Origin of the sequence: Streptomyces sp. NPDC048337, from assembly GCF_043201175.1 — a bacterium.
In the GTDB taxonomy this organism is placed as follows: Bacteria; Actinomycetota; Actinomycetes; order Streptomycetales; family Streptomycetaceae; genus Streptomyces.
This window is the reverse complement of the sequence record NZ_JBICYR010000010.1, coordinates 94,515-118,008: the sequence shown is the minus strand read 5'-3', so window position 1 is coordinate 118,008 and position 23,494 is coordinate 94,515. Positions and strand designations below refer to the sequence as shown.

The following is a 23,494-nucleotide window of genomic DNA, read 5'->3' as shown; positions in this document are numbered from 1 at the left end:
TGCCGATCAGTGGTCCGTGCCAGGGGTGCCCATCGAGGCGATCACGGCGTCCGCGGCCTTGCCGGCACTGGCGATGCACGCCGGGATGCCCACCCCGTCGTAGAGGGCGCCGCACACGGCGAGGCCCGGCAGGGCCGCGACCGCGGTACGGATCCGGGCGACCCGGGAGAGGTGGCCGACCGGGTACTGCGGCAGCCCGCCGTCCCAGCGGGTGACGGTGGAGGCCACCGGCCTCGCGGCCAGCCCGACGGCGTCCTTCAGGTCGGCGAGGGAGACGTCCACCAGTTCGGAGTCCTCGCGGGCGAGGTCGCCCTCGTCGCCATGGCGGCCGATGGAGGTGCGCAGCAGGAACAGCTCGGGGTCGGCCCCGGCCCAGGACCACTTGTTGCTGGAGAAGGTGGACGCCTTGATGGTCCGGCCGTCGACGGGCGGTACGAGGAAGCCGCTGGCGTCTCCGCCGGCGATCGCGGCGGGCAGGTCGGAGCGCCTGAAGGCCATCGTGACCAGCGCCATGGAGGCGTACTCGACCTCGCGCAGCGAGGCCGCCGCGGCCGGGGCGAGGCCGGCGAGCAGCTCGGCGGCGGGTCCGGCGGGGGTGGCGAGGACCACGCCGTCGGCGTCGAGGAGCCGGTCGGCGGCGGTGATCCGCCAGCCCCCGGGGGTGCGGCGGATGCCGCTGACCGGGGCGTTGGTGAGGATCTGTGCTCCGGCGGCCCGGCAGGCGTCGGCGACGGCGAGCGGCAGCCGGCCGATGCCGCCGGCGATCCCGGCGAAGAAGGCGCCGGTGGCGGCGGCTCCGGTGACGGTGGTCCGCTCGGCGGCGGCGCGGCTCGCGGCCCCGCCCTGAAGGGCGCGGACGCTCTCGGTCAGCGTGGGGTGGGTGCGGACGGCCTCGAAGAGGGCGGGGACGGCGGCGCGCATCGAGATCCGGTAGGCGTCGCCGGCGTAGACCCCGCCGAGGAGCGGTTCGACCAGCCGGTCCACGACCTCGCGGCCCATGCGGGCGGCGACGTACTCGCCGACGGCCACGTCGTCGCCGACCTCGGTGGGCGGGAGTTCGGTGTCCGCGGCGATACGGGCGAGGCCCTCGGCCGACAGGACGCCTGAGGCGGCGAGCGGGCCCGTGTCGCCCGGGACGCCCATCACGTGGCCGCGGGGCATGTCGCGCAGCGTGCCGCGGGTCCAGAGCCGGGCGGTGGCGGTGGCGGGTGCCTGGAGGGCTTCGCCGAGGCCCACGGCCCGGGCGAGGTCCACGGCTTCGGGGCGGCGGGCGAGCACGGACTCGGCGCCGAGGTCGACGGGGGCGCCGGCGAGCTCGCCGGCCCACAGCTTGCCGCCGAGCCGCGGCCCGGCCTCCAGCAGCGTGACGCGGACGCCCTCGGAGAGCAGCCGGTGCGCCGCCGCGAGGCCCGCGATGCCGCCGCCGATGACGACGACGTGGCCCGTGCCGCCGGGGCCGTCCGTACGCTTGTCCGCTTCGTGCATGGACACATCGTCTCAGACCGCACGCGCGCCGATCACCGAGGCCGGACCGTGACCGCATCGGGATCGGCCCGGGACCGCGGAAGCGAAACCCGCGACGGGACCCTGTACGTCGAAACGGCAACAGCAGCCGATCCTCGGGGGTTTACAGCGATGCACACCCGGAACAGACAGCGCTCCGCGGCGGCCCTGGCCGCCCTCTCCCTGGCCGGGGCGCTCGCGCTCACCGGCTGCGGAGCCGACGGCACGGACCACGCGGCCGACAAGGCGGCGGTCGCGCCCGCCCAGGGCAACGCCCAGGGCGGCAAGGCCCAGGAGGGCGCGAAGGGGGCCGCGGCGGCTCCGTCGGCGGCGCCCGCCACGGGCGACAAGGGCGCGCAGCCGCCGGCCGTCGTCCGCCCCAACGTCATCCGTACGGCGACGCTCGGCATCGAGACCACCGACGCCCAGAAGACGCTCGCCGCGGCCCGGGCGGCGGCCGACGGCGCGGGCGGCTACGTCGGCAACGAGTCCACCAAACGCGGCCAGGACGGCCGGATGACCTCGACCCTGACCCTGCGCGTGCCGGGCGAACGCTACGACGCGGTGCTCGGCGCGATGGAGGGCAGCGGGAAGCTCCTGCACCGCAAGGTCGACGCGCAGGACGTCACCGAGAAGGTCGCCGACATCGGCAGCCGCGTCGCTTCGCAGCAGGCCAGCGTGGCCCGGGTGCGGGAGATGATGGGCAAGGCCTCCGCCCTGAGCGAGGTGGTGATGCTCGAGAGCGAGCTGAGCCGGCGCCAGTCCGACCTGGAGTCGCTGCTGGCGCAGCAGACGGCGCTGAAGGACCAGACCTCGCTGGGCACGATCACGCTGGAGGTCTCCGAACCGGCCCCGCGGCCGGTGGCCGAGGAGAAGAAGAAGGAGAAGGAGTCCTCCTTCACCGACGCCCTGCGCGGCGGCTGGGGGGTCTTCATGACCATCGTGCGCTTCGTGACGCTGGCGGTGGGCGCGCTGCTGCCGTTCGCGGTGGCCGCCGTGCTGGTGGGCCTGGGGTACCGGCTGTACCGGCGGCTGCGGCCGGCCCCTGCGAGGGTGGGTCTGATCCCGAGGAAGCGGGCCGCCGCCCCGGTCACGGTGCCGGCGGCTCGGGCGGCGGCCGCGGACGCGGAGGCCGACGTACAGGACTGAACGCGCGTTCGCCCGTAGCGTGTTCACCAGTCGGCGGACGGTGAAGGGGCGGTACGGGCGATGGCGACGGCGGCGAGGGAACGACTGGTGGTGGTCGGCGGTGACGCGGCGGGGATGTCCGCCGCGTCACAGGCCCGGCGGCTCAAGGGCCCGCAGGAGTTGGAGATCGTCGCCTTCGAGCGCGGGCACTTCACCTCCTACTCCGCGTGCGGCATCCCGTACTGGATCGGCGGCCAGGTCGAGGAGCGGGACGACCTGATCGCCCGCACCCCGGAGGAGCACCGGGCCCGCGGCATCGACCTGCGCACCCGTACCGAGGTGGTGGAGCTGGACCTCGCGGGCGGCCGGGTCCGCGCCCGCGATCTGGACAGTGGTTCCGAGTCCTGGACGGGTTACGACAAGCTCGTCGTGGCGACGGGCGCCCGCCCGGTCCGTCCCAAGCTGCCCGGCATCGGGGCGTACGGGGTCCACGGGATTCAGACCCTGGACGACGGGCAGCGGCTGATGGCCACGCTGGAGCGTACGGAGGGCCGCCGGGCGGTGGTGGTCGGCGCGGGCTACATCGGCGTCGAGATGGCGGAGGCCCTGCTCGGGCGGGGCTACGAGGTCACCGTGCTGCACCGCGGCGAGCAGCCGATGGCCACGCTGGACCCGGACATGGGCGGCCTGGTGCACAGCGCGATGAACGGCATGGGGATCCGTACGGTCTCCCGCGCCGAGGTGACGAAGATCCTCGAGGACGGGGACGGCCGGGTCCGCGCGGTGGTCACGGCGGCCGGCGAGGAGTACCCGGCGGACGTGGTCGTCCTCGGCATCGGTGTCGAGCCGCGCACGGGCCTCGCGCGGGAGGCCGGGCTCCCCCTCGGCCCCTCGGGCGGCATCCTCACGGACCTGTCGATGCGGGTGCGGGGCCACGAGAACATCTGGTCGGGCGGAGACTGCGTGGAGGTCCTGGACCTGGTCGCGGGCCGCACCCGGCACATCCCGCTGGGCACGCACGCCAACAAGCACGGCCAGGTCATCGGCTCGGGCGTGGGCGGCGGCTACGCCACCTTCCCGGGGGTGGTGGGCACGGCGGTCAGCAAGGTGTGCGACCTGGAGATCGCGCGTACGGGGCTGCGCGAACGGGACGCGCTGGAGGCCGGGCTCCGCTTCGTCACCGCCACCATCCGCTCGACGAACACGGCGGGGTACTACCCGGGGGCGGCGGAGATGACGGTGAAGATGCTGGCGGAGCGGCGCACCGGCCGCCTCCTCGGCGTCCAGATCGTGGGCGGGGCCGGTGCCGCGAAGCGGGTTGACGTGGCGGCGGTGGCGTTGACCGCGGGCATGACGGTGGAACAGCTGGTCTCCCTGGACCTGGGCTACGCCCCTCCTTTCTCCCCGGTCTGGGACCCCATCCTGGTGGCGGCCCGCAAGGCCGTCTCCGCGGTCCGCGCGGCGGGCGTCTGACCCGGCGCCACCGCTGCGCGGGGCTGGTTTGCCTCCGGCGGCGCCTCAAACGCCGGCGAGGCTGAAATTGCCCCCCCCCCCCCGGCGATCCGGCCCGCCTGGGCCCAAGGTCGCGCTATGCGCACTTGCAGGCTGAGACAGGCCAAATCCAGCCTCGCCGGCGTTTGAGGAGCGGGGCACGGGGCGGAGCCCCGGTCCTTGAAGCCGCACGAGCCCACCCAGCCGCACCAAATCCAGCCCCTCCGGCGTTTGAGGAGCGGGGCACGGGGCGGAGCCCCGATCTTTGAGCCGCACGCGTGCACTCGGGCGGGCCACGTCCGGGCCCGGTCAGCGGGGCATGGCCTGGCCGCCGATGCTCGCCGCGCCGGCGAGTTGCGACTGCCACCATGCCGTCATCTCCGGGCCGGACATGGCGGACCAGGCCGGGGTCTGCTCGACCTGGGCCCGGCCCAGCCTGCGGGCCAGGGCGACCAGTTCCCGGCCGGCGGGGCCGCGGGCGGTGTCGTAGGCGAGCAGCAGTTCCTCGACGGAGTCCGCACCGCGCCAGCCCTCGGCGAAGGCGGTGGCGTCCTGGAGGGCCTTGGCGGCGCCGCTCGTGTTGTGCGGCCGCACGACGCTCGCAGCGTCCCCCGCGAGCAGCAGCCGGCCCGCGGCCGTGCGCGGGGTCTCCAGGTCGTAGATGGGCTGGACGAAGACGTCCGCCGGGTCGGTGAGGGCCAGCGCCCGCCCCCAGTACGGCGGGAACTCCCGGTCGAGGAGCGCGGCGAGGTGCCGCGCCAGTTCCGCCGTCAGGCCGCCCGGCGGGAAGCTCGTCGGGTCGTCGAAGCGGAGCTGTCCGTCCCGCGGCGGAGGGGCGTACAGGACCCAGTTCACCCGGGGCCCGTCCGGACCGGGGATGCGGTAGACGACGCACGTGCCGCCCGGGAAGCAGACCGTGGTCACCGCCTCCGGCACGGAGTCCGCACCGCTGCCCAGTTCCGCGAGCCGGGCCGCGTCGAAGTTCCCGCGCCAGCACACGTACCCGGCGTAGTGCGGCCGGGACTCCGGGCAGAGCGCCGCGCGCACCACCGACCGGTACCCGTCGGCTCCGACGACCAGGTCGTACCGCTCGGCCGAGCCGTCCGCGAGTCGCACCTCGGCCCCGCCGGTCCCGGCCGCCTCGACGCCCGTCACCGTCTCCCCCTGCCGGTAGACCACGGAGTCCGGGACCGACTCCCGCAGCCCGCGCCAGAGCAGGCCCCAGTGGTAGGAGTGGAAGGGGAACGGCTGCTCCCAGATCACGCGCCCGCCCGGCTCACCGGCGCCGTCGCGGACAATCCAGCGGCGCCGCTCCAGCCGGTGCGCCGCGATCCCCTCGGGCAGCGCCCCGCTCGCGCCGAGCTCCACGGCCCGCTCGTCGTGGACGCACAGCCCGACACCCCTGTCCTGGAGCCGCCCCTGCGTGCGCTCCAGCACCACCACCTCGTCGGCGCCCGCCCGCGCCGCCGCCGTGGCGATGGCGCAACCCGCGATGCTCCCGCCGACCACTGCCACCGTTCCGCCCCGCATGTCCGCCTCCTGCTGTCCGGGGTCCGGGGGCGGGTCAGGTTACTGAACCCCGCACGGCGACATGCCGGAGCCGCGCGATCCCGCCGGATGTTGGCCGGAGGTGGACGCGCTCAGCGGGGTCAGCGGGCCGTCTTGGTGTGGACGTACTCCACCAGGCGGGTCAGCGCGTCCGGGTCGGTCGTCGGGAGGACGCCGTGGCCCAGGTTGAAGACGTGGCCCTCCAGGCCGGCCGCGGCCGCGAGGACCTCGTCGGTCTTGGCCTCCACGGCCTCGGGGGTGGAGAAGAGGACCGCGGGGTCCAGGTTGCCCTGGAGCGCCTTGCCGGGGCCGACCCGGCGAGCGGCCTCGTCGAGCGCGACGCGGTAGTCGACGCCCACGACGTCCGCGCCGGCCTCGCCCATCAGGCCGAGCAGCTCGCCCGTGCCCACGCCGAAGTGGATGCGCGGGACTCCGTACGAGGCGACGGACTGCAGGACCTTCGCCGACGCCGGCATCACCGAGCGGCGGTAGTCCGCCGGGGCCAGCGCGCCGACCCAGGAGTCGAAGAGCTGGATGGCGGAGGCGCCGGCCTCGATCTGGACCTTCAGGAAGGCGGAGGTGATCTCGGCGAGGCGGTCGAGCAGGTCGGCCCACAGCTTCGGGTCCCCGTACATGAGGGCCTTGGTGTGCTCGTGGTTCTTCGAGGGACCGCCCTCGACGAGGTAGCTCGCGAGGGTGAAAGGCGCGCCCGCGAAACCGATCAACGGCGTGGAGCCGAGTTCACCCGTGAGCATGCCGATCGCCTCGGTGACGTACGAGACGTCCTCCGGGGTGAGGTCGCGCAGCTGTGCGAGGTCCTCGCGGCGGCGGATCGGCTGGGCGACGACCGGGCCGATGCCCGGCTTGATGTCCAGGTCGACGCCGATGGCCTTCAGCGGGACCACGATGTCGGAGAAGAAGATCGCCGCGTCCACCTTGTGGCGGCGCACCGGCTGCAGGGTGATCTCCGTGACCAGGTCGGGCCGCATGCAGGACTCCAGCATCTGCGTGCCCTCGCGCACCTTGCGGTACTCCGGGAGCGAGCGCCCCGCCTGTCGCATGAACCACACGGGGGTGTGCGGCACCGGCTCCCGCCGGCACGCCTTCAGGAAGGCGGAATCGTACGTCTGACTCGGCTGGCCCGTGGGGCGGTCGTTGGCGCTCACGACCCAAATCTTCGCACGTATGAAGAAGTGCCCGGCCCGGCGCGGGTGTCCCTGCGCCGTACGGGCGCACATACCGCCTAGTCTTCCCCGCATGGCTGCGGCTCAGGGACGATTTTCAGATGGCGCTGACGGTATGGACAGCGCGAAGGAGAGCTCCGTCCCGCTCCCGTTCCGGCGGGCGGTCGACGGCTTGAAGAAGGCGCGGCTGCGTCCGGGGATCGAGATCGACCCCACGAAGCCGCCGCAGAGACTCGCACCGCACGCGTACGCGCTGGAGGCGGCGGTGGTGGACGGGGAGGACGACCTGGCCGACGGCCGGCTGATCCTGCTCCACGATCCGGCCGGGCACGACGCCTGGCAGGGGACCTTCCGGCTGGTGACGCTCGTACGGGCGGAGCTGGAGCCGGAGATGGCCGCGGACCCGCTCCTCCCCGAGGTGTGCTGGTCCTGGCTGACGGGGGCGCTGGACGCGCGCGGGCTGACGTACGGGGAGGCGAGCGGCACCGTGACCATGGCCGGCTCGCACTACTTCGGCGGGCTCGGGGAGCGGCGGCCGGCGACGCAGATCGAGATCAGAGCCTCGTGGACGCCGCGCGAGGGGGTGGGCGGGGTGCCGGACACCTCGGCGCACCTGGCGGCGTGGTGCGAGCTGCTGTGCCAGATCGCGGGGCTGCCTCCGGTGGGGCCGACCGACTCGGTCACGGGCGTGGTCTCCCTGCCTCAGCGCCGCGGTCCGCACCACCCGTAAGAGCGCTCGCGGCACCACCCGTACGAGCGGAGCCGGGCGAGGCGCCGTACGGCCTCCGGCGGGGGCCGTACGGGACGTCCCGCCGGCTTTCGCGCACGTCACGACCGATCGGACCCGCATCCGCGTGCCAGATCGGAGCATCCGGTTCGGCTTCTGATCACCCGATGATCGATCGTGCGTCCGAATTGCCCGAATTGTTACTCACCAAATCGTGATCATTCCCTAAAGCCGGGCGGGTGACGTGCCGAAGGAGTCAGTGACCATCCGCACGGTTCGCACCGGCTTCCTTCCCCGAGCCGGCCGTCCCGCCACTCCCCCAGGAGGCCTAGGTGTCCGTTCTTCTCGAGCAGCCCGCAAGCCTGGTCGCCTACCGCCCGAACAAGCCGACGGCCATGGTCGTCGTGGCCGACCCGCGCGTCCGTTCCACCGTGACCCGCCATCTGTGGGCTCTCGGAGTACGTGACGTGATCGAGGCGTCGTCCATCGCGGAGGCCCGCCCCCGCGTCGGCAGCCCGCGCGACATCTGCGTGGCCGACGTACACCTGCCCGACGGTTCCGGTCTCACCCTGCTCTCCGAGACCCGCGCCGCGGGCTGGCCCAACGGCCTGGCGCTGTCCGCCGCCGACGACATCGGCGCCGTACGCAACGCCCTCGCCGGCGGCGTCAAGGGCTACGTCGTCACCGGCACCCGCACCAACATCGGGCTCCCCACCCGGCCCGGCGCCGCCCCCATCGGCGCTGCCGCCGCCCGCATGCACCGCCGCCCCCCGGGTGCCCCGAGCCACCCGGGCGGCTACCGGGAGCTCTCCGGCCGCGAGGTCGAGGTCCTGCGCCTCGTCGCGGAGGGCCAGTCCAACAAGGCCATCGGCGTCTCGATGGGCCTGTCCGCCCTGACCGTCAAGTCCCACCTCGCCCGGATCGCCCGCAAGCTGGGCACCGGCGACCGGGCCGGGATGGTCGCCGTGGCCCTCCGGACCGGGATCATCCACTGACCGCGGGCGGCCGGAGCCCCCGGATAGCCGTCCGGGGTGGCGGTCCGGAATACCCCCGGAAAACTCCCCGCATACTGATCGCGCCCGTCGACGGAACGTTCCGGCGACGGGCGCCTCACATCCACGGATACCCTTGACCGGTGACCGACGCCCAAGAGACCGCAGCAGACCTGCGCACCACCACCGGGGGCGGCCCCCCGGACGACGTCGTCAGTTCGTCCGATGGGCCGCCGATTCCGTTGCTGGAGCCCCGTGAGGGGATCCCCCCGGTGGTCGCCGACGCGGACGCGCTCGCCCGGGTGGTCGCGGCCTTCGCCGCGGGCACCGGGCCCGTCGCCGTCGACGCCGAACGCGCCTCCGGATACCGCTACGGCCAGCGCGCCTACCTGGTGCAGCTGCGCCGCGAGGGCGCGGGCTCCGCGCTGATCGACCCGGTGGGCTGCCCCGACCTGTCCGCGCTGGGCGAGGCCCTGTCCGGCACCGAGTGGATCCTGCACGCCGCCACCCAGGACCTGCCGTGCCTGCGCGAAATAGGCATGGTGCCGACCTCGCTCTTCGACACGGAGCTGGCCGGGCGCCTGGCCGGCTTCCCGCGGGTCGGACTGGGTGCGATGGTCGAGAGCGTGCTCGGCTACGCGCTGGAGAAGGGCCACTCCGCCGTCGACTGGTCCACCCGCCCGCTTCCGGAGCCGTGGCTGCGCTACGCCGCACTGGACGTGGAACTGCTGGTGGACCTGCGCGACGCGCTGGAGAAGGAGCTGGACCGGCAGGGCAAGCTGGAATGGGCCCGCCAGGAGTTCGACGCCATCGCCTCCGCTCCGCCCGCGCCGCCGCGCAAGGACCCGTGGCGCCGTACGTCCGGGATGCACAAGGTGCGGCGCCGCCGGCAGATGGCGGTCGTACGGGAGCTGTGGGAGTCGCGGGACCGGATCGCGCAGCGGCGTGACGTCTCCCCCGGCAAGGTGCTGGGCGACGCCGCGATCGTCGAGGCCGCCCTGGCGCTCCCGGCGAACGTGCACACCCTGTCCGCCCTGCCCGGCTACGGGCAGCGGATGGGCCGGCGCCAGCTGGACCAGTGGATGGCCGCCGTGGACCGGGCCAGGGCCCTGCCCGAGAGCGAGCTGCCGCAGCCGGGGGCGACCCCGGCCGGTCCGCCGCCGCCGCGCTCCTGGGCCGACAAGGACCCGGCCGCGGCTGCCCGGCTGTCGGCGGCCCGCGCGGCCGTCTCGGCCCTGGCGGAGGAGCTGCACCTGCCCCAGGAGAACCTGATCGCCCCGGACACGGTGCGCCGGCTGTGCTGGGAGCCGCCGCAGCGGCTGGAGGCCGACACGGTGGCGCAGGCCCTGGCGGGCTACGGCGCCCGCCCGTGGCAGGTCGAACAGGTCACCGCGGCCCTGGTCACGGCCCTGGCCGCGACCGCCTGACCGGCCGGCCCGCCGAGAACGAGCACGGGGTCCTCACTCCAGGGGGGTGAGGACCCCGTCCACGTCCCTGTAGTAGCTCCCGGTGGTCGCGCCCATGACCTTGCCCTGCTTGAGCCAGTGCTCGGACATGGTGTGGATGTCGTGCGCCACGCGCTCCCAGGGGGCCTGGTGCCCCGCGCAGGCGATGCGGAACATCAGCTTGTTCGGCCCGGGGATGGTCTTGTAGAGCTCGGGGACCGAGAAGTACAGCAGGCCCAGGTCGGGCGCGGTGTTCACGATCGAGTCGTGCTCCCCGTACACGATGCACACGGGCACTGTCCCGCCGAGAACCCCGTGCAGCGGCACGGTGTTCTTGTTCCAGCCCCACCAGTACGAGTTCCGGACGCGGTTGAGCCCCTGCGGGTTCGGGTCCGTGGAGCTCGCCCGGGGGCCCCACTTCTTACCGACCGGGTCGGCGGCCATCATCGCCTTCCACACCTCGTCGACCATCTTGGGATCGCGCTGGTCGGGGCACTTCAGGTCGTTGCTCCACGCCCTGTCGAGGCCGCCCTTCGTGGCCACGGTCATCGGGTAGCCGAAGGCCGCCTCCGGCTTGGACACGGGCAGCGGTACGGGCGCGTCGAAGTCGGTCGCGGGCGCGCTCGCCCGGCCGTTCGGCGGGAAGATCGGCGCCAGCAGGAAGAGACTGCGGACCTTCCCGGGGTGCTGGATGGCGTAGGGCCCGAGCTGCTGGGAGGCCGCCGACCAGCCGATGAGGTCGACCTACGCGGCGCCGGTCTGGTCGAGGATCCAGTCGACGACCGTGTCCACCTCGTCCCAGTCGCTCTGGGAGTTGTTCAACTGGGCGGCGTAGCTCACCGGGCCCGTGTACGGCTCCGCGTTCGGGTAGGGCACGAGGAGGGCCCGTTGTGCGGGCGCGGGGCTGACGTTCTTGGGGTCGTCCATCATCGGGCGGGTCGACAGCCCCGATCCCTGGAGTTCCATCACGAAGACGTCGAAGTCCTTCTTCGCCAGCTGCTCGGCCCAGCTGTACTGCCCGTTCTTGTACTGCAGATCGAAGCCCGCCAGGGCAGCGACGCTCCTGCCGTGCAGCATCAGGACGGGCCTGCTCGGCTGGTCCGCGGCCGGGTTCTTGCGCCTGCGTCGCACGAAGAGCTTGACGGGGTCCCCGGCATTTGCCGGGATGGTCGACTTGTGGTCCAGGTAGTAGTCCTCGTAAACGGTTTCGGCCATCGTGGGGCTCCGCTCCGTCGGTCTGGTCCGAGGCGGGCGCCCAGGACCGGGCCAGCATGGGGAAGGCCGCGCGCCGGACACCATCGACGTGACCGTGGGCCCGGGTGTCCGACCCGTTCGGGTAGCCCGGAGCGCTCCGAACGGCCGGGCGCACGGCGGGGCGCGAGGGGGCTCACACCATGCGGGCGAGTGTGACCTTCGCCGCTGTTCGGGGAGGGGGTGTGCACGCCGGTTACCGGCAAGTAGCATGGCCGGGTGAGCGGGCGCTCAGTGACGTAAGCCGAGCATGCCCCCGCGCAGCAGTGCACACCCGCACCTGGAGGAGAGCCAACGTGCCTCGTACCGTCAGGGACGTCGTCTTCGTCGACGGCGTCCGCACCCCGTTCGGCAAGGCGGGCCCGAAGGGCATCTACCACGAGACCCGCGCCGACGACCTCGTCGTGAAGGCGATCCGGGAGCTGCTGCGCCGCAACCCGGACCTGGACCCCAAGAAGATCGACGAGGTCGCCATCGCCGCGACCACGCAGATCGGCGACCAGGGCCTGACGCTGGGCCGCACGGCCGGCATCCTCGCGGGCCTCCCGCAGTCCGTCCCGGGCTACTCCATCGACCGCATGTGCGCCGGCGCGCTGACCGCCATGACCGCCGTCGCGGGCGGTGTGGCCTTCGGTGCGTACGACGTCGCCCTCGCCGGCGGTGTCGAGCACATGGGCCGCCACCCCATGGGCGAGGGCGTGGACCCGAACCCGCGCTTCGTCTCCGAGAAGCTGGTCGACGAGTCCGCCCTCTTCATGGGCATGACCGCCGAGAACCTGCACGACCGGTACCCGACGATCACCAAGCTCCGCGCCGACGAGTACGCCGTGCGCTCGCAGGAGAAGGCCGCCAAGGCGTACGCCGACGGCAAGATCCAGCAGGACCTGGTCCCGATCTCGGTGCGCAACACCAACGAGGCCGCGGGTGAGACGGGCTGGGGCCTGGTCACCACCGACGAGCCGATGCGCCCGGGCACCACGCTGGAGAACCTGGCGAACCTGAAGACCCCGTTCCGTACTCACGGCCGGGTCACCGCGGGCAACGCCGCCGGTCTCAACGACGGTGCCACCGCCGCGATCATCGCGTCCGAGGACTTCGCCCGGGAGAACAACCTCCCGGTCAAGATGCGCCTGGTCTCGTACTCCTTCGCGGGTGTCGAGCCCGAGGTCATGGGCTACGGCCCGATCCCGGCCACCGAGAAGGCCCTCGCCCAGGCCGGCCTGTCCATCGAGGACATAGGCCTGTTCGAGATCAACGAGGCCTTCGCCGTGCAGGTGCTGGCCTTCCTGGAGCACTACGGCATCGCCGACGACGACGCCCGCGTGAACCAGTACGGCGGCGCCATCGCCTTCGGCCACCCGCTCGCCTCCTCGGGCGTGCGCCTGATGACGCAGCTGGCCCGCCAGTTCGAGGAGCAGCCGCACGTCCGCTACGGCCTGACCACCATGTGCGTCGGCTTCGGCATGGGCGCCACGGTCATCTGGGAGAACCCGCACTTCAACGCCGAGGGAGGCTCCAAGTGAGCACCACCGCCGATCTCCTGAAGGGCGCGGCCGAGCTCTTCCCGGACGAGGTCGTCACGTCCGCGCACGTCCGCCACCTGGACCTGCCGTTCGGCGCCGGGCGCTTCGCGCTCATCACGCTGGACAACGGCTTCGACCACACCAAGCCGACCACCTTCGGCCCGCAGTCCCTCGCCAACCTGAACGCGGCGATCGACCAGGTCGAGCAGGAGGCCCTCGCGGGCTCCATCGTCGGCGCGGGCATCACCGGCAAGCCGTTCATCTTCGCGGTCGGCGCCGACCTCAAGGGCGTCGAGCTGCTGAAGAAGCACGACGAGGCGCTCGCCATCGGCAAGGGCGGCCACGACGTCTTCAAGCGTCTCTCCGCGCTGGCCGTCCCCACCTTCGCGTACTACAACGGCGCGGCGATGGGCGGCGGTGTCGAGGTCGGTCTGCACTGCACCTACCGCACCGTCTCCAAGGCCATCCCGGCCTTCTCGCTGCCCGAGGTCTTCCTCGGCCTGGTTCCGGGCTGGGGCGGCTGCACCATCCTGCCGAACCTGATCGGTGCGGAGCGCGCGGTCTCGGTGATCATCGAGAACTCGCTCAACCAGAACAAGCAGCTGCGCGGCAAGCAGGTCTTCGAGCTCGGCATCGCCGACGCGCTCTTCGAGGGCGCGGACTTCCTGGAGCAGTCGCTGCTCTGGACCGCGAACGTGCTGAACGGCACCAGCGAGGTCGTCCGCGCCGAGATCGACCGCGGCGAGGGCTGGGACGCGGCCGTCGCCAAGGGCCGCTTCATCGCGGACTCCAAGGTGCACGGGGCCGCCCCGGCCGCCTACCGCGCCCTCGACATCATCGAGGCGTCCAAGGACGGCGACCTGCAGAAGGGCTTCGACGCCGAGGACACGGCCCTGGCCGACCTCATCATGGGCGGCGAACTGCGCTCCGGCATCTACGCCTTCAACCTGGTCCAGAAGCGCGGCAAGCGCCCGGCCGGCGCCCCGGACAAGTCCCTGGCCCGTCCGGTCACCAAGGTCGGCGTCGTCGGCGCGGGCCTGATGGCCTCGCAGCTGGCGCTGCTCTTCCTGCGCCGCCTGGAGGTGCCGGTGGTCCTCACCGACATCGACCAGGAGCGCGTGGACAAGGGTGTGGGCTACGTCCACGCCGAGATCCAGAAGCTGCTCGGCAAGGGCCGCATCAACCAGGACAAGGCCAACCGCCTGACCGCCCTGGTGACCGGTGTCCTGGACAAGGCCGAGGGCTTCGCGGACGCGGACTTCATCATCGAGGCCGTGTTCGAGGAGATGTCCGTCAAGCAGAAGGTGTTCGCGGAGGTCGAGGCGGTCGCCCCGGCGCACGCGATCCTCGCCACCAACACCTCCTCGCTGTCGGTGTCGGAGATGGCCTCGAAGCTCCAGCACCCGGAGCGCGTGGTCGGCTTCCACTTCTTCAACCCGGTCGCGATCCTCCCCCTGCTGGAGATCGTCCGCGGTGAGCAGACCGACGACGCCTCGCTGGCCACGGCCTTCGGTGTCGCCAAGAAGCTGAAGAAGACCGCGGTCCTCACCAAGGACGCCCCGGCGTTCGTCGTGAACCGCATCCTGACCCGCTTCATGGGCGAGATCCAGAACGTCATCGACGAGGGCACCCCGGTGGCCACGGCGGAGAAGGCCATCGAGCCGCTCGGCCTGCCGATGTCCCCGCTGGTGCTGCTGGAGCTCGTCGGCCCGGCGATCGGTCTGCACGTCTCCGAGACGCTGAACCGTTCCTTCCCGGAGCGCTTCAAGGTCTCCCCGAACCTCGCGGCCGTCGTCAAGGCGGGCAAGCGCGGCTTCTACGTCTACGATTCCGGCAAGCCGGAGCTGGACCCCGAGGTCGCCGCCCTCCTGGTACAGGGCGATGTCGTCCTGACGGAGGAGCAGGTCCGCGACCGCGTCCTGGACGCGGTGGCGCAGGAGATCGGCCTGATGCTGGAGGAGGGTGTCGTGGCCGAGGCCCAGGACATCGACCTCTGCCTCATCACGGGCGCCGGCTGGCCCTTCCACCTGGGCGGCGTGACGCCGTACCTGGACCGTGAGGGCGTCTCGGAGCGGGTGAACGGCAAGAAGTTCCTCGCCCCCGGCCTGGCGAGCGTCCCGGTCTGATCCGGACCGCGCGCACGACGAAGCCGATGCCGCACCGCCCTGTCAGGGGCGGTGCGGCATCGGCCGTTTCACGGGGTCGCCCGCGCTCAGCGCGCGAAGAGGGCCAGCGCGTTGGCCACGGGCCGTTCGGTGGCCTTCCCGTCGGCCTCCCGCGGGTGGTTGCGCAGCTCCCCGCCCACGACCATGCTCGTGGACCCGCCGCCGTCGAGGCCGATGCCGTCCTTGGCGCCGAGCGAGGCCAGGAGTTCGGCGGCCTCGGCGAGCGTGGCTCCGGCGTCCTCGCCCTGTTTGCGGCCGTCGATGGTCACCAGCAGCAGGGCGCCGTCGGCGGTGACACCCACCGCCGTGCGCGGGGCCTTCTTGGTGGAGGCGGCCGCGTCGCCGAGTGCGGACGCCCCGTCCCGCAGCAGCCGGTAGCGGCCGCCCACCGCCGTGTCGACGCGGCCGGCCACCGGCAGCCCCGTCATGTCGTTCATCCGGATGGAGCGCGTGATCTTGTTGCCCTCGTGGGCGTGGGAGCGCAGCCACTCGACGCCGGACCCCGTCGCGTAGAGCGTGCTGCCCTTCTCGGGTACCGGCCCGCCGGCGGGCTGGCGGACCTCCACCACCTGGCCGTTGCGGTCGAGCACCGCCTCCGCGCTGTCCGGGGTGCCGGGGGGAGTCCCGTCGCCCCAGTCCTCGGTGAACGCCACGAGTTCGGCGTCGTCCGTGCAGAGGCCTCCGTACGGCTCCTCCATCGGCACTTCGGTGACGGCCAGGCGGTCGCCGCCCACGCCTCCGCAGCCCAGGATGCGGCCCGGGACGCGGTTGATGCCGTCCAGTTCGCGGCGGGCTCCGTCGTCCGAGATCACCTGGCCTTCGGTGGTGACCTCGTCGATACGGGCGTCGATCCGGCCGTCCTTGTCCCCGATCAGCAGGGCCGTCCGGCCGTTGGTCGCCTCGCTGAGCATCTTGCCGCGCTCGGTGTACAGGCCCAGCGGGTCGCCGTCGTAGCCGCCGTAGTTCTTGCCGGTGCTGATGTCGAAGTAGGAGGCGTTGACCGCGGCGAGCGCTCCGGCGGCCTTGGCCATCTCCCGTACCGTCTCGGCGTGGGCGAGGGCGCTGCCGTGCAGGCCGGCCATCTTGACCCGGGCGTCGGGGCGGATGGTCAGGACCTGCACGTGCGAGTTCGCGCGCCCGTCGAGTTTCCGGACGAGCTCCTGGTAGGAGACGCCCTCGGGCAGCGCCGGTGCCGGGACCGGCGGCCGGGAGGAGGCCAGGCCGTCCGGGACTCCGGCACCGCCCGAGCATCCCGCCAGTACGAGGACCGTCGCCAGGGCCGCCGCCAGGCGGGAGGGCCTAGCCATGGAGGGCACCCATGGCTCCCGGTGACAGGGCCAGGTCGCCGATGTGAACGACGACCTCCGACTGGACCGAGTGCCCGTCCTGGTCCTCGTAGGTGCAGGTGAAGAAGTCGTAGCCGTGGTAGGCGGCGGGCGCCTGGTAGGTGACCGTGCCGTCGGGGGCGCAGTGCAGCGTGCCCCGCCGGGGGATGCCGACGCCCGCGCGGCGCAGGCCCTGCTCGGCGTCCGCCGGCAGGGTGACCTGGGCGCCGGGGTGCAGGTGCAGGGCGCGGCCGGGGACGCTGTGGCGGCGGACCCAGAAGCCCCGGTCCTCGATGCCCGAGCAGGGGATCAGCTTGTCGCCCTGGAACGGCATCAGGCCGACGACCACGCGCGGGAGCATCATGGCGCCGTCCCGGGCGTCCGCCTTGACCTTGACGGTGCAGGTGGCCGTGAAGGGCTCGGTGCCACTGGCGAACGCCGCGTGCCGGCCGTTCTTCAGCAGCCGGAAGCCCTGCAGGTCGCCCAGGACCACCGCGTCGCCCAGCATGTCGTCGAGGATGTAGCCGTACGTGCGGTACGCGCCGCCGCTCGGGGTGAGGGTCATGGCCAGGGTGAACTCCTGGCCGGGGACCAGGGGCCGGCCGGGGTCGGCCGAGGACATCAGGTCGAGCACCCCGCCGAGGGGGCCCTGGACGATCCAGGCGCGGACCACGGGGAACCAGTCGCTCACTTCGCCGCTCCCGCCATCGATCTGCCGACCCGCTCCTTGGTGATCCGCTCGGACACGGCGTCGTCGAGGAACTCCACCGCCTGGTTCGCGTCGAACTGGTTCTCCAGGTTCCGGAAGTACTGGCCGGGCAGCAGCCCCCGCGACCGCATCTCGCCGACGACGTACCGGGCTACCTCCACGGCGCCGTACGGCCTCAGGTGCGAGTTGTCGCCCACCCCGTCGGGGTAGTTGGGGTGTTCGCCCGGTTCGAGGTAGAGGAAGACCTGCCGGCAGTCCTGCGGGCCGAGCTGTCGCCACCAGGCGACGCTCCACTCGTTGAGGTCGATCAGGGGTACGGACATCTGCCCGGCCAGCTCCCGCTTGGCGGCCGGGTAGAGCCCCAGCGGCCGGCGGAAGTTGCCGAACTTGTCGAAGACCGAGCGCTCGTGGCTGGAGACGAGCACGGGGTGGGCGCCGCGCAGCCGGGTCTCGTTGACGTAGCGCCGCAGGTTGCCCTGGTAGTCGTAGAAGGGCTCGGTGTGCAGGCCGGCGCCGGGCTTGGCGTCGTTGGGCCCGAAGGAGATCAGGTGCAGGTCGCCGGGGCGGAGGTGGTCCAGGACCCAGGCGAGCCTGCCGCGCTCCATGAAGCTCTTGCTGCTGGCCCCGGCACGGGCGCAGTTGATCAGGTCCACGCCCTGCAGGAAGAGCGGCATCGCCTGTCCCCAGCCGGTCATGGGGGCCATGCTGCGCGGGCGGTCGCATAGGCTCGATCCGCCGGACAGGAAGACTGCCGTCATGGTGCGTCCTTCATGTGTTTCTCAGAACTCCCCGAAGCCCCGTGCTCCGAGGTGCAGTTGCGCCCGCTGGTCGCCGACGACGTTCGCGTCCATGGTGTCGATGACATCGAAGGCTCGTTCGCAGTTGGAGGTGTCGCGCAGGACGAAGAACGCCTCGGCGCGGCGCCGGTACTCGGGTTCGACCTGGAAGTTCCGCTCCATGGTCGCGATGATCTCCGCGACCGCGTGGTCGACGGTGCGGCAGGCCGGGCCGAAGCCGTCCCGGGCCAGGTCGAAGTAGCCCCGCTTGTAGTGCTTGCTGTAGAAGGACTCGTCGTCGAAGTTCGTGTAGACGATGGGCTTGCCCATGTAGGCCACGTCGAAGAACACCGAGGAGTAGTCGGTCACCAGCATCGAGCACTCGCGCATGGCGAGCTGCACGTCGCGGCCCGTCGTCGAGACCGTGATCGACGGGTGGTCGATCTTGAAGTGGCTCAGGTACGGGCGGATCTCGTAGTGCGGCATGAACTCCAGCTCGACACCGTGGTACTGGAGGGCGCCCAGCAGCCGCTCGTTGCGCAGCAGCGCCGAGAAGAACCGGTAGTACTCGGAGGCCGGGAAGGGGATCTCGGGCTTGGCCGCCCTGTTGTAGGAGGGGGCCACGATGTCCCGGCGCCAGGTCGGCATGACCAGGATCCGGCGCGGGCCGCGGACCGGCTCCAGGGCGTCGAAGCGGGGCAGGCCGGTGGCCGCGACGCGCTCGTAGCCGTAGCCGCAGTGCTCGGCGTAGTACGAGCGCTCGCTGCGTCCCGTGGTGAGCACCATGTCGACGTTGGTGGCCTGGCCGTGGATCGAGGCGACGACGTCGTTGTAGACGACGCCGTGCTGGAGGAACACGCGCTTGTAGCGCAGCAGGTCGCCGTAGCCGCGCAGGAAGGCCCTCTTGAGGAGGCCGGGGAAGCCGAGGTAGGCCTCCAGGTCGTACGCGTTGATGAGCCGTTCCGCGTGGAGCAGGTAGGCCCGGTGCTTCCACGAGAGCCGGTCGATGACCTGCCCGTACCGGGCGACCTTGTCCCAGTCCGGGGAGTCGCCGTTGATGGAGTAGTAGATCTTGGTCTTGGGCCGGTTCTGCCGGATCCACTTGAACAGGTGGTAGCTGTTGTCCTGCGCGGTGTCCTCGCGCTCACCGATGATCCAGATGCCCCGGTTGTGCAGGTAGGGGTAGGTGAGCCAGTACATCAGGCGGGTGCGCCAGCCGGGGCGGCCGGGCAGTGAGTTGCGCAGCTCCCAGCGGAAGCGCCGGAGCTTGTCCCCGCGCCGGGCCAGGAAGCCGCGCACCCAGCGGATGGCGACCTGCTCGTCGTCGTCGATCGACAGGACCAGGCGCTGGCGGCCCGAGGTGTGCACGCCCTTGAAGCGGTGCAGCATCTGCCGGGCCGCCAGCGGGATGTCGTGGTGGCGCTCCTGGTCGTGCACCCGCATGACCAGGGTCAGCTCGGCGTTGCGCAGCGGGTCGAGGGCGGCCGGGCGGGCCGTGGCGCGCCAGCCGGAGAACCAGTCCTGGTTCTTGCGGGTGCGCCAGCGGTCGCGGCGGTAGACCTGCTCGACGGGCAGGGCCACCTCCAGCTCCCCGTCGGAGAGCACGAGCTGGATCCGGTTCGTGAACCGGGAGTCGATGTCCACTCCGGAGAAGACGAGGAGCCCCTCGAAGTGGAACGCGTCGTCGGTCCAGTCGAAGGTCTCCAGGACGGCGCTGGCCCGCGGCACGCGCAGCAGCGTCGTGCGCACCGGGTCGCTCGTCAGCCTCCGGTAGATGCCCTCGTCGTCCAGGAACAGGGTGGGCAGGTACTCCGGCGTGCTCAGCGGGTCCGCGAAGAGTTCGAGGTTGCCCGTGACGATCGCGTGGTGCTGGACCTTGGACTGCGGGGCGGACGCGTACTGGAGGATCAGCTCGTCGGAGACCTGGCCGTAGACCGATCCCAGCAGCGGCAGGACTGCGGCGAGCTCCTGCTTGCTCATGATCCGGTGCATGTTGCGCACGTACGGCTGGAGCGTGCGGACGACGAAGCGCTGGGCGAGGACGACGACCCGGGGCGGGGCGCCCTTGACCGAGGCCAGGACGTACGCGGCGAGCCGGACCCGCTCCACCGCCTTGGCGGGGTCGTTCCAGGGGCGGTCGAAGAGCGAGTTCTGGTTCTGCTCGTCGCGCGCGAAGAAACGGGCACCGGGCGCGATGGCCACCGCCCGCGCGTACAGCACGGCCGGGACGGTGAACCAGTCGTCCTCGGGGCCGGGACCCGGGCCGCAGCGGAAGCCGTGCTCCCGGACGAAGGAGGTCCTGAAGAGCTTGGCGCCGAGCTGCGTGGAGAACACGAGGTAGGGCGCGTCCGCCAGCCTGCGGACGGGTTCCTTGCCGCTGAAGTACCGCTGCCACGGCTCGTCCGCGCTGCGCCACGGGCCGGGGAAGTTGTCCGCCTGGCCGGCGACGACGTCGGCGCCCTTGACCCGGCGGGCCGCCGTGAGCAGCCGGCCGACGACGTCCTCGCCGAGGATGTCGCGGGCGCGCGCGAACATCACGTGGGGGGCGACGACGTACTGCAGCCCGTGGTCGAAGGCGGTCCGCAGGCCGAGGCGGTGCTGGGTGACGACTCCCGCGTTGGGGTAGTAGGCGGCGAAGGCCGCCAGCTGCCGGGCGGTGCTGTCGCTGGAGCCGTCGTCGACGAACACCACCTGGGTGGCGGGGAAGCTGCGCTGTGCGACCAGGGAGGAGAGGAACTCGCGCAGGTGGTACTCGTCGTTGTGGCAGTGGACCACGACGGCGGCGGCGTACTGCTCGGGCGGGGTGACGGGTTCGGCCGGGGGCGCGTCCTGCCACCACTGCCAGGGGGTGCCCCGCTCCGAGGTCCCCAGCTGCAGTTCGCCGGTCTCCGGGCGCAGGCCGAGGTTGCCGCTGACGGTCTCGTAGAGCTCGAAGACACCGGTGGGGCACGAATGCCGCATGCGGGTGACGTCGACGCCGCTGATGTTCAGCGCGGTGGAGGCGCGTTCGCCGCCGTGTCTGAGCTGGACGAAGAAGTTCCAGTGGCCCGTGCGGTCGGCCTTGTCCAGGGTGGACTTGAGGTCGACGGTGGTGTGGTAGCGGATCCAGTCCGCGTCGATCTCCACGCCGGAGACGGGGAAGCGGTGGTCCGTCTTGGTGCTGCGGCGGCGCAGCACCGCGATGAGTTCGATCTTGTCATCGGGGTCGAACCGGCTGAACTGGTTGCGTATCGCGCCTTCGATGTGCAGCTCACCGTCGACCATCTCGATCGAGACGGCCTGGTTGTACATGCGGGCGTCGGCCAGCTTGTGGCCGGTCAGCTCCAGCTCGGTGACCTCGAGGAACTTCTCCGCGTCGGGGTAGCCGAGCAGCGATCCCGACCAGAAGACCCGGCCGTCCCGCTCCACGATGTCGGAGCTGATCACGCTGCGGCGCTTCATGTAGTCGGAGGCCGAGACGGCGATGTCCACGCGGCCGTGCATCAGGCCGAAGGCGCGGATCCGCTCCATGGGGCCGCACAGTTCGAAGGTGCCGGGGTCCAGGCCGCGCAGGTACGGGGCGACGGCCGCGACGAACCCGTCGTGGTAGGCGTGGTCCCCGGTGCGCAGTTCGGGTGTGTACAGCCGCAGGTCGTGCGAGAGGAACTTGGCGCCCTTGCGGGCGAGCAGGTCGGGGCGGCCGACGCTGTACAGGAAGCTGTCGGTGTACTGGTGCACCAGGACGCGGTCGCGGATGCTGCGCAGCTCGTGGCGGCGGTTGGTGATCGACGGCTGGTCGGACTCCCGCTCCCACATCCACCGGTAGACGGGGGTGGCGAGGATGGTGAACGACCGCGCGTGGAAGTTCGCGACCGTGGAGAAGTAGGTGTCCTCGAAGTAGACGCCCTCGGGGAAGCGGATGCCGTAGTTGTCGAGGAAGTCCCGGCGATACAGCTTGCCGGTGGCGATCGGGTCGTCGATCAGCTCGGGCATGCCGCCCAGGCCGGCGACCGTCTGGTCCGCCGGGTACAGCTGGGGCTGCCAGACGGTGATCTCGTCGGTGGCCTGGTTGATGCGGACCACGCGGCCGGCGGTGACCTCCGAGCCCGTGGTGAGGGCGGAGGAGAGCAGGGTCTCGACGGCCTTGAGCGGCAGCTCGTCGTCCGCGTCGAGGAACATCACGAACTGGCCGGAGGCGGCTTCGATGCCGTTGTTGCGTGGTGCGCCGCAGCCGCCGCTGTTCTGCGGCCGCTCGATGACGCGGACCCGGCCGTCCTGGGCGGCGAACTGGTGGGCCACGGCGAGGGTGCTGTCGGTGGACCTGTCGTCGACGACGAGGACCTCGACCCCCCGGTGGGTCTGGGCGAGTGCCGACTGGACGGCGCGGCCGAGCGTGGCGCTCGCGTTGAACGCCGGGATGACGATGGTGGCGCGGTACTGCGATATGTCGACCGGGAAGCTCATCTGGGGTGGCGCTCCGGTCCGGCGTAGTCGGGGCGCGCCGCCGGCTGCGACGGGATCTTGGCCAACTGCATGGTGTCGGTGACACCGCCGGTGTACTCGTCCGTGTAGGGACGCGGGTACGGCTGGAAGCCGGGGTCCTCATACGGTTCGGGAGCGGGGAACCGCCGGTCGGCCTCGTCCACGCCCGGGTAGTCCCCGTCGTCGCGGCGGCGGTGGCGGCCCGCGTGCAGGTGCGGGGCTATGGAGCCGGCGCGGGAGGGGGTGCTGCCGGGGTCGAGGCGTTCCATCGTGCGCGTGAAGTCGCGTGTGGAGAGCCAGAACTTGAACATGATCACGAGCTCGAAGACGCCCATCAGCACGGCCGACACCGCGGTGGTCCACAGCACGTGGCCGATGAGGGGGCCGACGATGAAGATGAACATCTGGAACTCGATGCCGCTGATGAGGTGCGGCCGGATGCGGCTCTGGACCAGGGCGTGGCGGACCCGTGCGTACCAGGGGAAGCGCTCGCGGAACTGCTGGTGCAGGTCGATGACCTCGGCCTGGTCGGTCTGCGCGCTCTGGCGCTTGAGCTCGTCCGCCTGGCCCAGGGGGTTCTCGCGCAGCAGGTCCTCGATGAAGACGACCTTGCGGTCCTCCTCCTCCAGGCCCCGCTCCGCCTGCCGGGCCAGGGTAACGGCCTCGATCTTGTTGCGCATGGACATGCGCATCTTGTAGATCTGGAGGGCGTCGACATAGCGGAGCATGTCGAGGAAGATCACGACGAGCGCGGCGAGCAGGAAGATCTCCTGGTCGGCGCGGACGAACTGCCCGCCCATCAGGGCCAGCGCGCAGACGAGCACACGGATGCGGTCGAAGACGTAGTCGAGCCAGCCGCCGAAGATGGTTCCGTTGCCCTTGAGGCGGGCGAGCTTGCCGTCGATGCAGTCGAGGATGAAGCTGACGTGGTAGAGGCCCGCGCCGATGCACAGGGACTGCCAGTCGCCCTGGAAGAAGAAGTACGCGGAGCCGAGGCCCACGTAGAGCGCGGCCCATGTCACGCGGTTGGGCGTCACGAAGTTCCAGCGGGCGAGCAGACAGACGAGGCGGGTCGCAATCGGGTCGACCAGAAGGACCGTCCACCAGGCGTCCCGCTTCTTGCAGGTCAGCTTCTGGACGGCCTTCAGTGACAGCTTGGACATAACCCCTCAGTCGTCAACGGCGAACCGGGCGATGGCGCTCGCCGCCATTGCGACGCCAAACATTCACCTAAGATTCAGGTAAAGGGCGCACCATGACCATAAC

General features: G+C 71.9%; 17 protein-coding genes. 7 read left to right on the top strand and 10 right to left on the bottom strand.

The genetic code is table 11. From position 1 onward, the window contains the following. Positions 1-6: 6 nt before the first annotated feature. Positions 7-1,485, bottom strand: a complete 1,479-nt coding sequence (hemG, locus tag ACGFYU_RS18575) for a protoporphyrinogen oxidase (protein WP_393828363.1) — start codon at positions 1,483-1,485, stop codon at positions 7-9. A gap of 150 nt (positions 1,486-1,635) precedes the next feature. On the opposite strand from hemG, the gene ACGFYU_RS18570 reads away from it, so the two are divergent. After that, complete coding sequence (locus ACGFYU_RS18570; protein ID WP_393828362.1) at positions 1,636-2,652, top strand: DUF4349 domain-containing protein; 1,017 nt, start codon at positions 1,636-1,638, stop codon at positions 2,650-2,652. A 60-nt stretch (positions 2,653-2,712) separates the two neighbouring features. Next, positions 2,713-4,104, top strand: a complete 1,392-nt coding sequence (locus ACGFYU_RS18565; protein WP_393828361.1) for an FAD-dependent oxidoreductase — start codon at positions 2,713-2,715, stop codon at positions 4,102-4,104. A 327-nt stretch (positions 4,105-4,431) separates the two neighbouring features. On the opposite strand, the gene ACGFYU_RS18560 is transcribed toward ACGFYU_RS18565, so the two are convergent. Further along, positions 4,432-5,652 carry an FAD-dependent monooxygenase gene (locus ACGFYU_RS18560; protein WP_393828360.1) on the bottom strand — a complete coding sequence of 407 codons (1,221 nt, stop codon included), beginning with the start codon at positions 5,650-5,652 and terminating at the stop codon, positions 4,432-4,434. A gap of 119 nt (positions 5,653-5,771) precedes the next feature. Next, on the bottom strand, positions 5,772-6,836 hold the full coding sequence (gene hemE, locus ACGFYU_RS18555) for a uroporphyrinogen decarboxylase (protein ID WP_393828359.1): 1,065 nt from the start codon (positions 6,834-6,836) through the stop codon (positions 5,772-5,774). A 91-nt stretch (positions 6,837-6,927) separates the two neighbouring features. On the opposite strand from hemE, the gene ACGFYU_RS18550 reads away from it, so the two are divergent. The 3 genes from ACGFYU_RS18550 (at position 6,928) to ACGFYU_RS18540 (ending at position 10,000) form a co-directional block, all read left to right on the top strand. Next, complete coding sequence (locus tag ACGFYU_RS18550; protein WP_393828358.1) at positions 6,928-7,584, top strand: DUF3000 domain-containing protein; 657 nt, start codon at positions 6,928-6,930, stop codon at positions 7,582-7,584. Between the two features lie 329 nt (positions 7,585-7,913). Continuing rightward, positions 7,914-8,576: a response regulator transcription factor gene (locus ACGFYU_RS18545; RefSeq protein WP_007267191.1), complete on the top strand. Its 663-nt coding sequence runs from the start codon at positions 7,914-7,916 to the stop codon at positions 8,574-8,576. A gap of 140 nt (positions 8,577-8,716) precedes the next feature. Next, positions 8,717-10,000, top strand: coding sequence for an HRDC domain-containing protein (locus ACGFYU_RS18540; RefSeq protein WP_393828357.1), 1,284 nt, complete (start codon positions 8,717-8,719; stop codon positions 9,998-10,000). Positions 10,001-10,033: 33 nt separating this feature from the next. Here the strand turns inward: ACGFYU_RS18540 and ACGFYU_RS18535 are convergent, their stop codons facing one another. Together ACGFYU_RS18535 and ACGFYU_RS18530 are read right to left on the bottom strand one after the other, a co-directional pair. Continuing rightward, positions 10,034-10,600 carry a hypothetical protein gene (locus ACGFYU_RS18535; RefSeq protein WP_393828356.1) on the bottom strand — a complete coding sequence of 189 codons (567 nt, stop codon included), beginning with the start codon at positions 10,598-10,600 and terminating at the stop codon, positions 10,034-10,036. 162 nt (positions 10,601-10,762) lie between these two features. After that, positions 10,763-11,233, bottom strand: coding sequence for a hypothetical protein (locus ACGFYU_RS18530; RefSeq protein ID WP_393828355.1), 471 nt, complete (start codon positions 11,231-11,233; stop codon positions 10,763-10,765). Positions 11,234-11,565: 332 nt separating this feature from the next. On the opposite strand from ACGFYU_RS18530, the gene ACGFYU_RS18525 reads away from it, so the two are divergent. Both ACGFYU_RS18525 and ACGFYU_RS18520 read left to right on the top strand, forming a co-directional pair. Then, positions 11,566-12,792: an acetyl-CoA C-acyltransferase gene (locus ACGFYU_RS18525; RefSeq protein WP_393828354.1), complete on the top strand. Its 1,227-nt coding sequence runs from the start codon at positions 11,566-11,568 to the stop codon at positions 12,790-12,792. After that, complete coding sequence (locus ACGFYU_RS18520) at positions 12,789-14,918, top strand: 3-hydroxyacyl-CoA dehydrogenase NAD-binding domain-containing protein (RefSeq protein WP_393828353.1); 2,130 nt, start codon at positions 12,789-12,791, stop codon at positions 14,916-14,918. The genes ACGFYU_RS18525 and ACGFYU_RS18520 overlap by 4 nt, the downstream gene beginning before the upstream one ends. Positions 14,919-15,004: 86 nt before the next feature. Here ACGFYU_RS18520 and ACGFYU_RS18515 read toward each other — a convergent pair whose 3' ends face one another. From ACGFYU_RS18515 to ACGFYU_RS18495, 5 genes are read right to left on the bottom strand one after another with little or no spacing between them, the layout of a single operon-like run. Beyond that, positions 15,005-16,264, bottom strand: coding sequence for a phosphodiester glycosidase family protein (locus ACGFYU_RS18515; protein ID WP_393828352.1), 1,260 nt, complete (start codon positions 16,262-16,264; stop codon positions 15,005-15,007). After that, positions 16,257-16,973, bottom strand: a complete 717-nt coding sequence (locus ACGFYU_RS18510; protein WP_393828351.1) for a hypothetical protein — start codon at positions 16,971-16,973, stop codon at positions 16,257-16,259. Before ACGFYU_RS18510 ends, ACGFYU_RS18515 begins: the two co-directional genes overlap by 8 nt. Further along, positions 16,970-17,749: a rhamnogalacturonan acetylesterase gene (locus tag ACGFYU_RS18505; protein ID WP_393828350.1), complete on the bottom strand. Its 780-nt coding sequence runs from the start codon at positions 17,747-17,749 to the stop codon at positions 16,970-16,972. The genes ACGFYU_RS18510 and ACGFYU_RS18505 overlap by 4 nt, the downstream gene beginning before the upstream one ends. Before the next feature lie 21 nt (positions 17,750-17,770). Further along, entirely contained in the window at positions 17,771-22,210 is a 4,440-nt protein-coding gene (locus tag ACGFYU_RS18500) for a glycosyltransferase (RefSeq protein WP_393828349.1), read from the bottom strand. Continuing rightward, entirely contained in the window at positions 22,207-23,391 is a 1,185-nt protein-coding gene (locus ACGFYU_RS18495; protein WP_393828348.1) for a CDP-alcohol phosphatidyltransferase family protein, read from the bottom strand. The genes ACGFYU_RS18500 and ACGFYU_RS18495 overlap by 4 nt, the downstream gene beginning before the upstream one ends. Between the last annotated feature and the right edge of the window lie 103 nt (positions 23,392-23,494).